Below are 13,756 nucleotides of genomic sequence, written 5' to 3'. Positions count from 1 at the left end.
TCTGTCTTTTCCTTGGCCTTTGCCTAGTAGAAATTATAGCTGTCCGACAGCGTTTCCGTGACTCGGTAATTGCGCGCCAAAAATTCAGTCAGAAAATCGTGCAGCCCGTCGGCAAATATCTTGTCCATGCTATTGTTTGCAACCATAGCGGCAAGCTCAGCTGCCGCCTCGTGGCACTCCTGTTTGGCGCCATAGAGTTTGGTCAATCCGCCCAAAGTCTCCTCGATCATCTGCGCGCAATAGACCAACGAGCGCGGCATTTCCGGTCGCAGGATCAGGAAATCGGCGATATTGTGAGCCTTGTAGCGGTCATGATAGACGTGGCGATAACTGCGATGGGCCGACGCCGCGCGCAGGATCAGCGTCCATTGCTGGATATCAAGGTCGCCACCGATCATCTTGGCGCGGGGCAGCAGCACATAATATTTCATATCCAGAATGCGCGCCGTATTGTCCGCCCGTTCGATGAAGTTGCCGACCTGACTGAAGCAATACCCGTCATCGCGCAATTTTGTGCCCAATAGCGCTCCGCGAAACTCGTGGCTCAACTGCTTGACCCATTGCAGGACGCCCAACAGCTTCGCCCCTTTCACATCACGCGGCTTGATCTGTGAAAAGGTCAGCCAGGCGCTATTGAGGCTCTCCCACATATCCAGCGTAATCGCGGTCCTGACCGAGCGGGCATTGGTGCGCGCCGCCAATAGACATGAGAATACCGAAGATGGATTGTCTGGATCAAACATCATGAAATGGACGACGCTATCTAGGTCAGCCTGATCATATTTGGCCGCAAATGCCTCTTCGACTTCGGCGGCCTGCATCATGGAGAGCATGTGCTCGCTGGCTCCCCCTTCGCGCCGGGCCGTCAGGCTCATGCGATAGCCGACGTCGAGCAGTCGAGCCATGTTTTCGGCGCGCTCGACATAGCGGCTGAGCCAGAACAGATGTTGCGCAGTCCGCCCCAGCATTCTCATTCTTCAAGCACCCACGTATCCTTGGTGCCGCCGCCCTGGCTCGAATTGACCACCAGCGAGCCTTTTTTCAGCGCCACCCTCGTCAGTCCGCCCGGCGTAATCCGCACCTCGTCGCCGATCAGCACATAGGGCCGCAAATCGACATGGCGCGGCGCAATGCCAGACCGAACAAAGGTCGGGCAGGTCGAAAGCGCCAGGGTCGGCTGCACGATATAATTATCAGGCCGTGCCTCGATCCGCTTCTTGAATTCCTCGCGCAGCGCCTTGCTTGACGTTGGCCCGATCAGCATGCCGTAGCCGCCCGAACCGTGCACCTCCTTGACCACCAGATCCTGAAGATTGTCGAACACCCAGGCCCGCTCGTCGCTATCAACGCAATTGTGCGTTGGCACATTGTTGAGCAGCGCTTTTTCACCTAGATAGAATTCAACGATTTCAGGAACGTAAGTATATACCGCCTTGTCATCGGCAATCCCCGTGCCCGGCGCATTGACCAGCGTCACATTGCCGGCCCGATAGGCATCAAACAGCCCCGGCACACCAAGCATTGAATCGGGCCGAAAGGTCAGGGGATCAATATAATCATCATCGATCCGACGATAGATCACGTCGACCCGTTCCGGGCCGGTGGTGGTCCGCATATAGACCCGTCCGCCGTCGACAAACAGATCCGGCCCTTCGCACAATTGCGCACCCATCTGGTCGGCCAGAAACGAATGTTCGAAATAGGCTGAATTGTATATCCCCGGCGTCAGAACCGCGATAGTCGGCGAACCGCTGGTATTGTGCGGAGCCACACTTTCCAGCGTCCGCCGCAGGTTTTCCGGATAGTTTTCGACCGGGGCAACTTTGCACCGCTGGAACAGGTCCGGCGCCAGCTGCATCATCGCCTCGCGATCCTCAAGCATGTAGGAAACGCCCGATGGGGTACGCAAATTGTCTTCCAGAACGTAAAAATCGTCCGGCCCGGTCCGCACGATATCGACCCCGATAATATGGGCATAAACGCCACGGGCCGGCTCCAACCCCATCATTTCGGGGCAAAAAGCCGAATTTTGAAGGATCAGTTTTTCGGGAATGCGCCCGGCCTTGATGATCTCCTGACGATGATAAATGTCATAGAGAAAGGCGTTAAGCGCACGCACCCGTTGCTCAATGCCCCGGGACAGGCGACGCCATTCCATTGCCGAAATTATGCGCGGGATGACATCGAAGGGAATGAGTTTTTCATTGCCTTCATCCGAGCCATAAACTGCAAATGTAATTCCCAGCCGCCGAAAGATGGCCTCGGCGTCCGAGGACATAAGGCTCAAGCCTCTATCGGGCTGCTCATCCAGCCATTGGGCCAGGGCGCTATAGGGTTCGCGGACCGATCCATCCGCATTGTACATTTCATCGAACGGCGTTGTGTCGCCCATTGTGCTCCGATTGCGTTACGGCTCGTCCCATCGCCCTGCCATTGCTACACATTTGCACGGCCACGTCCAGCGGGTCCCGCCTAATTCGTCAAACCATGGTCCAGCCATGTCGACTTGACGGCATTGGACAGCTATCAATTGTTCACCGTGAGTCCGAATTCCCACCCAAGAGTCCGCCATGCCCATCGAAATTCTGCAGACTGGCCCCTTGCTTGCAAGTTGCGAGGCTTCGCTCGCCGAACGCTACCAGGTGCACAAACTGCACGAGGCCGCCGACCCCAAAGCACTTCTGGCCCAATTGGCGCCATCGCTGCGCGCCATCGCTGGCGGCAATGTCAGCGCTGCACTGATGGACAAATTGCCCAAACTGGAAATCATCGCCAATTTTGGCGTTGGGTATGACACCATAGATTCTGCCGCTGCCAAATCGCGCAATATTCGCGTCACCAACACCCCCAACGTGCTCAATGATGCCATGGCCGAAATAACCATCGGCTTGATGATTGCTTTGGCGCGCCGCCTGCCACAAGGCGACCAGTATGTCCGTGCTGGCAAATGGCCCAAAGAGAGTTTTGGCCTTTTCAGCGAACTGACGGGCAAAACCGTGGGCATTTTGGGGCTGGGGCGCATCGGCAAGGAAATCGGCCTGCGCGCACAGGCCATGAAAATGCGCGTGGTTTACTACGGTCGCAACAGGCAGGAAAAAGAACCTTACGTCTATTACGACAACCTGACCGACATGGCGCGCGATTGCGACTGGCTCGTGGTCATCGCGCCGGGCGGTAAAGGCACTGATGGCATCGTATCCCGAGAAGTACTCGAAGCCCTTGGGCCGCAGGGCTACCTGGTCAATGTCGCTCGCGGCACTTTGATCGACGAAAAAGCCATGGTTGAAATGTTGGCAAATGGCCAGTTGGCCGGCGCGGCTCTTGACGTTTTTGAAGATGAACCAAGCGTGCCCGAGCAATTATTCGGCTTGGAAAACGTCGTACTGTCACCTCATCAAGGCAGCGCCACACACCAGACCCGCAACGCCATGGGCGCGCTGGTCGTAGCCAATCTCGATGCCCATTTTGCCGGTGAACCGCTTCTGAGTGCCGTTGTATGACCCAATTGGTCCTTCATGGCGGACGCCGCTCACCTTTCGTGCGGCGCGTTGCTCTTTGGCTGACCCTGCAGGGACGTGCCTTCGAGCGTCGCGATGTCGGCGTTTTTGGCGCCGATTTCGAACCCTTCAAGATCGTCAATCCGCTCGGCCGCGTTCCGGCGCTGACGCTGGCGAATGACCAACATCTGATCGAATCGAGCGCCATCATCGACTATCTTGAGGATAGCGCCGCCGCGGGCAATCGCTTGATCCCGGCGACAGGCGAGGCGCGCCTCAAATGCCAACAGACTATGGCGATTGCCAATGCGACCGCCGAAAAAGGCGTCGCCTATGTCTATGAAACCGAACGGCGCCCTGCCCAATTGCAATGGCCAGATTGGCGCGACCGCATGAAGCTTCAGGTCCTCGGTGGGCTGGCGGCTCTTGAGGTCGGAACGCCCGAAAGCGGCTGGTTTGGTGGCGAAAGTGCCAATGGCACCGATATCGCGGTGATCACGGCCTATGACTTCGTCGGCACCATCAAGACCATAGATCGAGGCACCCAGTTTCCTCGCCTTGCAGCTCTCTCGGCACGCGCCAACGCGGCTGAACAATTCGCCGCCAGTGCCCCCGGCTAGCGGTCGCATTCAATTTCGCCATTCCCTCATCGCATGGCACTCACCCGTACGGATGCTGGAACTTCATGCCGGTTTTGCGGTAAGTCGCCAGCACCCAAATACAAATCGCCCAGGAGTATTATGATGCAGGAATGGTGGCGCGGCGGCGTAATTTATCAAGTCTATCCTCGCTCATTTCAGGATAGCGATGGCGATGGGGTCGGCGATCTGCCCGGCATCATGAGTCGTCTCGATCACATCGCCAGCCTTGGCGTCGATTGTCTCTGGTTGTCGCCGATTTTTGAAAGCCCACAGGCAGACATGGGCTACGACGTCTCCAATTATACCGATATAGACCGGCTGTTCGGCTCGATTGAAGATTTCGATTCCCTGATCGCTCGTGCGCACGCACTGGGGCTCAAAGTCATTGTCGATCAAGTGCTTAGCCATTCGTCCGACCACCATCCCTGGTTCACCGAAAGCAAGCTTAGCCGCACAAATGCGCGCGCCGACTGGTATGTCTGGGCCGATCCGCTCGAGGACGGGTCGCCGCCGAACAACTGGCCCTCGGTGTTTGGCGGCCGCGCCTGGGAATGGAATTCCACCCGCCGCCAATACTATTTGCACAACTTCCTGAACGCCCAGCCGGATCTGAATTTTCACAATCCAGCTGTCCAGGATGCGGTGCTGGACGTCATGCGCTTCTGGCTGGAACGCGGCATCGATGGTTTCCGCTTCGACACGGTCAATTATTTCTTCCATGACCAGATGCTGCGCTCCAATCCTCCGGCGCGCCGCCCCGAACATTTGCCCTATGCTGTCAATCCATACGACATGCAGGAGCACGTCTATTCCAAGAGCCGTCCTGAAAATGTCGCGTTTCTGAAACGCGTTCGGGCGCTGCTCGACCAGTTCCCCGGCACTACATCCGTGGGGGAGGTTGGCGATAGTCACAAGGCGGTTGAGTTGATGGCCGAATACACATCAGGCGGCGACAAGCTGCATATGTGTTATTCGTTTGAATTCCTTGGCGAGGAGTATACCGCTGCCCACTTTCGCAGCCGTATCGAAAATTTCTTCAACGCCAGTGAGGGTGATGATGGTTGGCCGTGCTGGAGTTTTTCCAACCACGACGTGCGTCGGCACATCTCGCGGTGGGCACCGTTCAGCCAGAACCTGGTCGATCTCGGGCAGCAGGCCGCAGCACTGCTCATGTCGCTTAAAGGCTCAATCTGTCTCTATCAGGGCGAGGAATTGGGTCTGCCGGAGGCCGATATCAATTTTGAGGAACTGACCGATCCGCCTGGCATCCGCTTCTGGCCCGAATATAAGGGGCGCGATGGATCCCGCACCCCAATGCCGTGGGAAAAAGGTGAAGCGCCAAATGGTTTTACCACCGGCAAACCCTGGCTGCCAATCAAGGCCAACCATGCGCAATTGAGCGTCGCTGCCCAGCATGGCGATGCGGCCTCCATGCTCAACTTCTACCGCCAGATTCTGGCCTGGCGTAGATTGAGCTCAGCGCTGGTGACGGGCGATATCGAGTTTTATGACACAGCCGAACCCGTGCTTGCCTTCCGCCGCACCGATGGTGAGACCGCAATGCTCTGCCTGTTCAATTTATCGGCGCAAAGCCTCGAAATTTCCCTGAATGGATTGGGCGACGACATCGAGCCTGCCCCCTGTCGCGCAGGGCTGCGCATCATGGCCAAAAACTGACTTTTGGTGCCAACGGCTTCGGCTTTTTCGCAATCCCGGCCACAAGCGCTGTATCAGTGCAATTTTCCTGATCATCAAATTCAGCCAAAACCAGTGAAAACCGGTTCTGGCTGGAAACGCCGTCTGCCCTAAAATACCTGCCGGAACGTGTTGGGATCATAATATTCCATGATTTCGCCACCGCTCGGACTGCGCACAAAGGCGCGCAAGCAGCCATTCCAGCGTTCAACGCTACTGGCGTCGACGCCCATGCGCCGCAACTGCATTAAATCGAGCTGGTTCTGGTCAAACTCGCTCGACGAGCGCGGACCGCCCACGCCAAATGTGATGCTGACGCCGCCACGATCATCATTGCAGAACGGCGTCGCCATGGCTGGCACACTGAATACAGCCAAAGCCAGCACTGCTGGTACCCATGATTTCATTGTCATCGCGAATCTCCAATTCAGCTACGATATGGTCCGTGATTGTGGCAGACTTAGGCTCGCGGCTGTCGGGTTTCGCGTCGCCGGATCCACAATACGACCGCCGGAATGGCAAAGCTGAGCAACAATAGTCGAATGACGTGATGGGCACCAATAAAGGCTGTGTCATAACCCAGTGCCACCCCAAGCGCACCCATGCCTTCAAGCGCACCTGGCGACAGCCCTAGCCAGATCTGGGCCAGCGGCATGTCAACTATCAAGCTGGCGGCATAGGCGATGATCGTGACAATACCCACTGTTGCAAGCGTCGCCACAATGCCACCGAACGCGGCGCGAACGAATTCGGCGCGCGTAATACCCGCAAAGCGCGAACCAATCAAAGCGCCAACCATGATAAGCGTGACCACGACCAGCGGTTGCGGCAAGGCGCCTTCGAACAGGCCTGCAAGTTTGGCACTGGTGGAAATTGCCATCGAACCCAAAACGAAGCCTGCCGGAATTCTAAGGCGAACGAACACCAGCCCAATGGCCGCGCAGGCTGCCGCCAGAACCAACAATGTAATCACCGGAACAGTATGAACCGGCCCTGCCGTAACCATCTCGGTCACCGGAGGCAAAAACAACGCCCCGATGGGCACGCAGATCGTCAGGATCAAAATCCTGATCACCTGTATCATGGCAATCTGGCGTGCATCCCCGACCCCCGCCGAAGCGATGCCCATTATAAAGGACAAATGGCCGGGAAAAGAGCTGAGATAGGCGGTGCCCGGGTCCAGCTTGAAAAATCGCGCCAATATCCAGCCGGTTATTGTCACAATCAACACAAGCTCGATCACCATCGCTATCAGCGTCACTGGCCAGTGCGATATCAGCGATAATGTGTCAGAGGGCACAGTCGCGCCCATCGAAAGACCCACCATCACAAATGCCGTGTCGCGCACCCACCGGGGCAACATCACGGGCAAACCCACCATCGCTGCGACACTGACCCCAAGGGCGCCGCCCATGAGCCAACCGGCCGGAATGCCAAAACTGTTGGCAATAAAACCGCCTACCGCGGAAATCAGGAATGTGCTGAGAGTCCACCCAATAGCGTGCCATCCCCTCGGCAGGGCGGTCATGTCGCTGGCAGCGCTTTTTCCGCCAAACGGACCCAATAGCTGGCGCCCGTCGTCAGGCTTTCATCGTTGAAATCGTAGTCGTCGGTGTGCAATTCCGCCGATGGACCATTGCCTATGAATATGTAGGCACCGGGGCGCGCTTCGAGCATATAGGCAAAATCCTCGCCCCCCATTGATGCATCGACATTGAGTTCAACCCGCTCAGCTCCCACCACGTCCTCAGCCACGCTCGCTGCAAAGCTTGTCTGAGCTGGCGCATTGACCGTGACCGGATAGCCACTGCGATAGCTGACATTTGCCTTGGCCCCAAAACTGGCCACAAATTCGGGCACAAAGGATTTGAGCCTATCTTCCATGAACTGCCGCACTTGCGGGTCCAGCGTACGGATCGTGCCCTTGAGTCGCGCATCGCGCGGAATGACATTATAGGCTCCGCCCGCATCCATGACGGTTACCGACAGCACCGCTTGACGCATCGGGTCGACATTGCGCGACACAAAGGTTTGCAGCGCCACAATTAATTGGGCCGCAATGACGATCGGATCAATGGTGGCGTGCGGCCGGGCTGCGTGTCCGCCAACCCCCGTGATCTCGATCAGGAATTCGTCGGTCGCCGCCATGATGCCACCTTCACGAATGGCGAACTGGCCCAGCGGAATCCCAGGCATATTGTGCATGCCGAACACTTCGGAAATATTGAATTGCTCCATCAACCCGTCCCGCACCATTTCTCGTCCACCGCCGCCGCCTTCTTCGGCGGGTTGGAAGATTACGGCAATGCGGCCATCGAAATTGCGGGTTTCCGCCAGATATTTGGCCGCACCCAAGAGCATTGCGGTATGCCCGTCGTGTCCACAGGCATGCATTTTGCCCGCGGCGGTGCTGGCATAGGATTTGCCGGTTTTTTCCAGGATCGGCAGCGCATCCATGTCGGCGCGAAGTCCAATGGTACGCCCGCTATCGGATTGCCGCCCATTGATGATGCCGACGACCCCCGTCCGCCCCATGCCGGTAACGACTTCGTCGCAGCCAAACAGGCGCAACAATTCCTCCACCCGCCCTGCAGTGCGATGAACATCGAACAGCAATTCGGGATGGGCGTGAAAGTCCTGGCGCCAGCCAGTGATTTCGGCATGAAAATCCGCAATGCGGTTCAAAACGGGCATACAAATTCCGGGGTAGATAAAGACGATCCAATGTCGCCGTACAACAGCCCGCCGTCAACTCCGCAGCGGCAGGGTTTTCTACCAAAGCACCGTTCCAGTGGGTGATTTTTTCTTCCTCGCCTTGTTCTGTCGCCAAGGATTTGTAAAGACACCGCTACTTACCTCGGAGATGGCTGGTCCATGAAGATCTTTGTCGCGGTCAAGCGGGTGGTTGACCATAATGTGCGCATTCGTGTTCGTCCCGATGGGACGGGCGTTGAGACCGCTGGGGTACGCATGTCAATGAACCCGTTTTGCAAACATGCCGTGGAAGCTGCCGTCCAGCTGGGCGAAGCCGGGAAGGCCGATGAAATTGTTGTCGTGTCCATTGGCCCAAAGGCGGTCAATGACGTCATTCTGACTGCCTTGGCCATGGGCGCCCATCGCGGCATTCTGGTTGAAACCGACGCCGACCTTGAAACTCTTGCCATAGCCAAATTATTGGCCGCCATTGTTGCCGAAGAAAAGCCGGATCTTGTGTTGTTGGGCAAGCAGGCGGTTGATGACGATAGCAACCATGTGGGCCAGATGCTGGCCGGCCTTCTCGATTGGCCCCAGGCAACCTTTGCCTCCGAGATCAACATTGAGGCCGATCAACTCAGCGTCAGCCGCGAAGTCGATTACGGCCGCGTCACAACGGCGATGCCTTTGCCAGCCATCGTCACAGCCGACCTGCGCCTCAATACACCGCGCAACGCTGCGTTGCCCATGGTCATGAAGGCGCGCCAGAAACCATTGGCCGTGCGCTCTGCCGACTGCATGAATATTGATCTGACACCGCGACTCACCATCGAAAAAACTAGCCCGCCACCTGAACGCGTTGCGGGCCGGACCGTTGCCGACGTTGGCGAACTGGCCAGTCTGATTGCTGCCGACATTGCCGAGATGGAGGCGCTCTGATGACTATTCTGGTCCTCGCCGATCATGACCTTGGCGCTCTCTCACCCGCCACAGCGCGGGTCGTCGCCGCAGCCTCGGTTCTGGGCGAAATTGATGTGCTCGTTTTGGGTGAAGGCATTGATCAAGTTGCTGCTGACGCTGCCAAATTGAGCGGAGTTGCGCGCGTTTTGGTGGCGCAGCATCCCGGGCTCGTTGGCCAGACCGCCGAAACCTTTGTGCCTGTACTTGCAAAGCTCGCGCCCGATTACGCCCATATCATCGCTTCGGCTGGCGCGCTCGGTCGCGACATAGTCCCGCGTCTTGCCGCCAGACTCGATATTCAGCCGATCACAGATGTCATTGCCATTCACGGCCCCAACCGCTTTGATCGCCCCATCTATGCGGGCAACGCCATCCAGACCGTTTCTTCGGCCCAACCGCGCCAGATCCTGACTATTCGCGCCAGCGCATTCCGCGCGGCCGGGCAGGGGGGCAGCGCACAGATCATCCCGCTTGACTACGATCCGGTCAACGCCATCGCCACCATCGTCGCTGCCCACCGAACAGAAAATAATACGCCCGATCTGGCCACAGCCCAGATTGTTGTCGGCGGCGGCGTTTCGGTTGGATCAGCCGAAGGCTTCAAACTGGTCGGGCAACTGGCCGCAATCATCGGTGCTGGCGTCGGTGCAACCAGAGCCGCAGTTGATGCAGGCTATGCGCCCAATGACTGGCAAATCGGCCAGACTGGCAAGATCATCGCGCCCGATCTTTACATCGCCGTCGGCATTTCCGGAGCGCTCCAGCATCTGGCCGGCATTCAGGGCGCCAAAAAGATCATTGCCATCAATACAGATCCCGAAGCCCCCTTGGTCAAGCTGGCCGATATCGTCCTGATCGGCGATCTCTTTGAGACGATTCCGGCGCTCATTGCCCAATTGGAACACCTTGGGGTCAAACCTTAGTCCAATCATCCCGAATCTGGCGGTAGACCAATTGCAATATTTCTGTCGCCGCCTATAAAGATCACGCCTTTCTAATCGGAAATAGAACTCATGTTTGAGACGCTGACCAAGGCTGCTGGCGACAAGATTTTGGCCTTGATGGGGGAATACGCCGCCGATTCCCGTGCCGACAAGGTTGATCTGGGTGTGGGCGTCTATAAAGACGAAGCCGGTATTACCCCGATCATGTCCTCGGTCAAAAAAGCCGAAGCGCGCATGCTGGCCGATGCCAAGACCAAAACCTACCTCGGCATTGCCGGTAACAAGGCTTTTGGCGCTGCGGTTCTCAAACTCACTTTGGGCGATATAGTCCCTTCAGGTCGCGTTCGGGTTGCTCAGGCCCCCGGCGGCACCGGATCACTTTGGGTTTTGATGCAACTGGTCAACCGCGCCCGCCCAGGCGCCACCATCCATGTTTCAGACCCCACTTGGCCCAACCATATGCCCATTGCGGAAAACGCCGGACTCAGAATCGAAAAATATCCTTACTTCGATAGCGAAACCCGTGGAGTAAAGTTCGAGCAGATGCTCGGGGCGCTCGATAAGTTGGGCAAGAACGACGTCGTCCTGCTGCATGGTTGCTGCCACAATCCAACCGGGGCCAACCTGACCAATGCCCAGTGGGATCAGGTCGCGGCAAGCCTTGCCCGCACCGGTGCACTGCCATTCATCGATCTTGCCTATCTCGGTTTCGGCGATGGTCTGGATGCTGACGGTTACGGCACGCGTAAGGTTGTGGCCTCGGTGCCCGAGGCCCTCATTGCCTTTTCGGGGTCGAAAAACTTCGGCCTTTATCGCGAACGCATTGGTGCTGCCATCCTTATTGCCCGGGATGAAGCGCAGGCCGATATCGCCCAGTCCCAAATGCTCAACATCATCCGCTCAAGCTATTCCCAGCCCCCGATCATGGTGCGGAAATCATCCGCACCATTCTGGAGAATGCAGAGCTGCGCGCTGAGTGGGAAACCGAACTGGAAGCCATGCGCAATCGCATGATCACGCTGCGCGAAAAATTGAGCGAGGCCATTCGTGCTCGTTCAAATTCCAAGGACTTTGATTTTATCGCCACCCATCGCGGCATGTTTTCGCTGCTGGGATTGCCAAAAGACATGGTTGATCATTTAAAAACCACCAATGGCATCTATATGATTGGTGATAGTCGCATCAATGTCGCCGGCATCCCAGAAGATCGGGTTGGCGACTTGGCTGACGCGCTGATCGCAGCAATCGCCTGATCGCTGCTTGCGACACGACCCCGCCGTGCTACACATGGGCTAACTGTGTATGCGGTAACGATTTTTATTGGAGGAAGCGATGAAATTCTTCGTCGATACGGCTGAAATCAAAGATATCAAGGAACTGTACGAGACCGGTCTGCTCGACGGCGTGACCACAAATCCGTCGCTGATCGCCAAATCCGGCCGTGACTTCAAGGAAGTCATCAAGGAAATTTGCGACATCGTCCCCGGCCCGGTTTCGGCCGAAGTGGCTTCGCTCGAATATGATGGCATGGTTGCCGAAGGCGAACGCCTCGCCAAGATCGCCGACAATGTCGTGATCAAGCTGCCGCTGACCCTGAACGGTCTCAAGGCCACCAAGCATTTTGCAGGCAAAGGCATCAAAACCAACGTCACGCTGTGCTTTGCCGCCAATCAGGCGCTGCTGGCCGCAAAGGTTGGCGCGACCTATATTTCGCCTTTTATCGGTCGTCTCGATGACATCAATATTGATGGTGTCGAGCTGATCGAAAACATCCGCCAGATTTACGATAACTATAATTTCGATACAGAAATTCTGGCCGCCTCGATCCGTTCGCCCAACCACATCACCCAGGTTGCACTGGCTGGCGCTGACGTTGCCACCATTCCGCCTGCTGTCATTCGCAAGCTGGCTGACCATCCTTTGACCAACGCTGGCATCGAGGGCTTCCTCAAGGATTGGAAAGCCACCGGCCAGTCGATTATTTAGGCCGATTTCAATCCATATTGTGCTGTGCGCTCGGCCCCCAGCCGGGCGCATCAATGATGGTGTGGCATTTCTGCCCCGACGATTTCCCCAAATTCGGGATGACGCCCGGTAGGCGAGCCACACGCGCCAACCGAAAGAACGTCAATGGCCGATACCGAACTTGCCAACGCCGTCAAATCCGCCCTAGCCAAGGTTGAAATACCTGGCGGCGGTACCCTTTCCGGTTACGCGGGACTGTCCGAAATCATCGTTACCAAGAGCGCCGTGGCGTTCGCCATTGCCGTAGCGCCCGGTATGGAAACAGCTTTTGGCCCCGCGCGCGTCGCCGCACAATCTGCAGCCGAAGCCATTGCTCCCGATCACAAGGTCATGGTGTCGCTAACCTCCTCCAAGCCCCCCGCAACCGGCCAGGCAGCGGCGCAGGGCCGACCCGGTCCAGCGCCCAAATCGCCGGTCCCCGGCGTCAGGAAGATCATCGCGGTCGGCTCCGGCAAAGGCGGCGTCGGCAAGTCCACCACCGCTGTCAATATTGCTCTGGCCTTGAAGGCTGAGGGCTTGCGCGTCGGTATTCTCGATGCCGATCTCTATGGCCCCTCGCTTCCCAAGCTTTTGGGATTAGAAGGCAAACCCGCCGTGCGCGAGGACGGCATTTTTTCCCCTCACGATGCGTTCGGGCTCAAAGCGATCTCCATTGGCTCGATGCTCACTCAGGATCAGGCAGTGGTCTGGCGCGGTCCCATGGCCACATCCGCGCTACGCCAGCTGCTGCGCGAGACCGACTGGGGCGACCTGGATATTCTGGTGGTCGATCTGCCGCCCGGCACGGGCGACATTCACATTTCTCTGTTCCAGCAAGCCGTTGTGGACGGCGTCATCATCGTTTCAACGCCGCAGGATCTGGCACTGATTGACGCCAAAAAGGCCATCGACATGCTGCGCCGCCTCAACGTGCCCTTGCTCGGCCTTGTCGAGAACATGAGCTATTTCATTGCCCCCGACACCGGCAACCGTTACGATATTTTCGGCCATGGCGGTGCCGAAGCGGCAGCCGCAGCCCAAAAAATGGCCTTTCTGGGCGCCGTCCCGCTGGTTATGTCCATCCGCGAAACCTCTGACACTGGGCAACCGGTGCTGGTTTCCAATCCCGAAGGCCCCGAGGCCGAAGCTTTCCGTGCCATCGCCACCAAAATTCTCGCCGACACGCCCTCTCTGCGGTCCTAGCACGGTAAACCTGTCCTCATTCGCGCCCAAAAGCGCATGAAGGGCTTGCTCCATCATCTCAAATGATATGCTCTCGGGGGCAGGGCAGCACACTCTGCCGTCCGCGCGCGTTCCTTGC

Annotated in this window: 14 protein-coding genes; 9 read left to right on the top strand and 5 right to left on the bottom strand. The window is 57.4% G+C overall.

All coding sequences use genetic code 11. The annotated features are described in order from the left end of the window. Positions 1-23: 23 nt before the first annotated feature. Both PSQ90_RS04120 and PSQ90_RS04115 read right to left on the bottom strand, forming a co-directional pair. A complete protein-coding gene (locus tag PSQ90_RS04120; RefSeq protein WP_282212170.1) occupies positions 24-968 on the bottom strand; it encodes an alpha-E domain-containing protein in 945 nt (314 codons plus the stop codon). A gap of 2 nt (positions 969-970) precedes the next feature. Next, positions 971-2,392 carry a circularly permuted type 2 ATP-grasp protein gene (locus PSQ90_RS04115; protein ID WP_282212169.1) on the bottom strand — a complete coding sequence of 474 codons (1,422 nt, stop codon included), beginning with the start codon at positions 2,390-2,392 and terminating at the stop codon, positions 971-973. Between the two features lie 178 nt (positions 2,393-2,570). On the opposite strand from PSQ90_RS04115, the gene PSQ90_RS04110 reads away from it, so the two are divergent. The 3 genes from PSQ90_RS04110 to PSQ90_RS04100 all read left to right on the top strand — a co-directional run bounded on the left by PSQ90_RS04110 (position 2,571) and on the right by PSQ90_RS04100 (position 5,815). Next, positions 2,571-3,500 (top strand): 2-hydroxyacid dehydrogenase, encoded by a 930-nt coding sequence (locus PSQ90_RS04110; RefSeq protein WP_282212168.1) that lies wholly within the window; start codon positions 2,571-2,573, stop codon positions 3,498-3,500. Continuing rightward, positions 3,497-4,117 (top strand): glutathione S-transferase family protein, encoded by a 621-nt coding sequence (locus PSQ90_RS04105; protein ID WP_282212167.1) that lies wholly within the window; start codon positions 3,497-3,499, stop codon positions 4,115-4,117. The genes PSQ90_RS04110 and PSQ90_RS04105 overlap by 4 nt, the downstream gene beginning before the upstream one ends. Positions 4,118-4,237: 120 nt before the next feature. Beyond that, positions 4,238-5,815: an alpha-glucosidase gene (locus PSQ90_RS04100; RefSeq protein WP_282212166.1), complete on the top strand. Its 1,578-nt coding sequence runs from the start codon at positions 4,238-4,240 to the stop codon at positions 5,813-5,815. Positions 5,816-5,943: 128 nt separating this feature from the next. On the opposite strand, the gene PSQ90_RS04095 is transcribed toward PSQ90_RS04100, so the two are convergent. From PSQ90_RS04095 to PSQ90_RS04085, 3 genes are read right to left on the bottom strand one after another with little or no spacing between them, the layout of a single operon-like run. Beyond that, complete coding sequence (locus tag PSQ90_RS04095; protein ID WP_282212165.1) at positions 5,944-6,246, bottom strand: hypothetical protein; 303 nt, start codon at positions 6,244-6,246, stop codon at positions 5,944-5,946. Positions 6,247-6,293: 47 nt separating this feature from the next. Then, positions 6,294-7,361: an AbrB family transcriptional regulator gene (locus PSQ90_RS04090; RefSeq protein ID WP_282212164.1), complete on the bottom strand. Its 1,068-nt coding sequence runs from the start codon at positions 7,359-7,361 to the stop codon at positions 6,294-6,296. After that, positions 7,358-8,527 carry a M20 aminoacylase family protein gene (locus PSQ90_RS04085; RefSeq protein ID WP_282212163.1) on the bottom strand — a complete coding sequence of 390 codons (1,170 nt, stop codon included), beginning with the start codon at positions 8,525-8,527 and terminating at the stop codon, positions 7,358-7,360. The genes PSQ90_RS04090 and PSQ90_RS04085 overlap by 4 nt, the downstream gene beginning before the upstream one ends. Before the next feature lie 180 nt (positions 8,528-8,707). Between PSQ90_RS04085 and PSQ90_RS04080 the strand changes: the two genes are divergently transcribed. The 6 genes from PSQ90_RS04080 (at position 8,708) to PSQ90_RS04055 (ending at position 13,638) form a co-directional block, all read left to right on the top strand. After that, the gene (locus PSQ90_RS04080) at positions 8,708-9,466 is read left to right on the top strand and encodes an electron transfer flavoprotein subunit beta/FixA family protein (RefSeq protein ID WP_282212162.1); all 759 of its coding nucleotides are present in this window, start codon (positions 8,708-8,710) and stop codon (positions 9,464-9,466) included. After that, positions 9,466-10,410: an electron transfer flavoprotein subunit alpha/FixB family protein gene (locus PSQ90_RS04075; protein ID WP_282212161.1), complete on the top strand. Its 945-nt coding sequence runs from the start codon at positions 9,466-9,468 to the stop codon at positions 10,408-10,410. The genes PSQ90_RS04080 and PSQ90_RS04075 overlap by 1 nt, the downstream gene beginning before the upstream one ends. A 90-nt stretch (positions 10,411-10,500) precedes the next feature. Beyond that, positions 10,501-11,445 carry an amino acid aminotransferase gene (locus tag PSQ90_RS04070; RefSeq protein ID WP_282212160.1) on the top strand — a complete coding sequence of 315 codons (945 nt, stop codon included), beginning with the start codon at positions 10,501-10,503 and terminating at the stop codon, positions 11,443-11,445. After that, entirely contained in the window at positions 11,367-11,684 is a 318-nt protein-coding gene (locus PSQ90_RS04065; protein WP_328517541.1) for an aminotransferase class I/II-fold pyridoxal phosphate-dependent enzyme, read from the top strand. The genes PSQ90_RS04070 and PSQ90_RS04065 overlap by 79 nt, the downstream gene beginning before the upstream one ends. Before the next feature lie 79 nt (positions 11,685-11,763). Next, entirely contained in the window at positions 11,764-12,417 is a 654-nt protein-coding gene (fsa, locus tag PSQ90_RS04060; protein WP_282212159.1) for a fructose-6-phosphate aldolase, read from the top strand. Between the two features lie 144 nt (positions 12,418-12,561). Continuing rightward, positions 12,562-13,638, top strand: a complete 1,077-nt coding sequence (locus PSQ90_RS04055) for an Mrp/NBP35 family ATP-binding protein (protein ID WP_282212158.1) — start codon at positions 12,562-12,564, stop codon at positions 13,636-13,638. Positions 13,639-13,756 lie beyond the last annotated feature (118 nt).

The sequence above is a fragment of the Devosia rhodophyticola genome (assembly GCF_028816475.1).
In the GTDB taxonomy this organism is placed as follows: domain Bacteria; phylum Pseudomonadota; class Alphaproteobacteria; order Rhizobiales; family Devosiaceae; genus Devosia; species Devosia rhodophyticola.
Note: the sequence above shows the minus strand (reverse complement) of the source record. Positions and strands in the feature narration are given on the sequence as shown.

What these genes read in the sequence shown, in the direction of transcription:
- PSQ90_RS04095 (WP_282212165.1), bottom strand. Translation starts at nt 6,246, where the DNA reads ATGACAATGAAATCATGGGTACCAGCAGTGCTGGCTTTGGCTGTATTC.
- PSQ90_RS04115 (WP_282212169.1), bottom strand. Translation starts at nt 2,392, where the DNA reads ATGGGCGACACAACGCCGTTCGATGAAATGTACAATGCGGATGGATCG.
- PSQ90_RS04105 (WP_282212167.1), top strand. Translation starts at nt 3,497, where the DNA reads ATGACCCAATTGGTCCTTCATGGCGGACGCCGCTCACCTTTCGTGCGG.
- PSQ90_RS04070 (WP_282212160.1), top strand. Translation starts at nt 10,501, where the DNA reads ATGTTTGAGACGCTGACCAAGGCTGCTGGCGACAAGATTTTGGCCTTG.
- PSQ90_RS04120 (WP_282212170.1), bottom strand. Translation starts at nt 968, where the DNA reads ATGCTGGGGCGGACTGCGCAACATCTGTTCTGGCTCAGCCGCTATGTC.
- PSQ90_RS04075 (WP_282212161.1), top strand. Translation starts at nt 9,466, where the DNA reads ATGACTATTCTGGTCCTCGCCGATCATGACCTTGGCGCTCTCTCACCC.
- fsa (WP_282212159.1), top strand. Translation starts at nt 11,764, where the DNA reads ATGAAATTCTTCGTCGATACGGCTGAAATCAAAGATATCAAGGAACTG.
- PSQ90_RS04090 (WP_282212164.1), bottom strand. Translation starts at nt 7,361, where the DNA reads ATGACCGCCCTGCCGAGGGGATGGCACGCTATTGGGTGGACTCTCAGC.
- PSQ90_RS04110 (WP_282212168.1), top strand. Translation starts at nt 2,571, where the DNA reads ATGCCCATCGAAATTCTGCAGACTGGCCCCTTGCTTGCAAGTTGCGAG.
- PSQ90_RS04055 (WP_282212158.1), top strand. Translation starts at nt 12,562, where the DNA reads ATGGCCGATACCGAACTTGCCAACGCCGTCAAATCCGCCCTAGCCAAG.
- PSQ90_RS04085 (WP_282212163.1), bottom strand. Translation starts at nt 8,527, where the DNA reads ATGCCCGTTTTGAACCGCATTGCGGATTTTCATGCCGAAATCACTGGC.
- PSQ90_RS04100 (WP_282212166.1), top strand. Translation starts at nt 4,238, where the DNA reads ATGATGCAGGAATGGTGGCGCGGCGGCGTAATTTATCAAGTCTATCCT.
- PSQ90_RS04080 (WP_282212162.1), top strand. Translation starts at nt 8,708, where the DNA reads ATGAAGATCTTTGTCGCGGTCAAGCGGGTGGTTGACCATAATGTGCGC.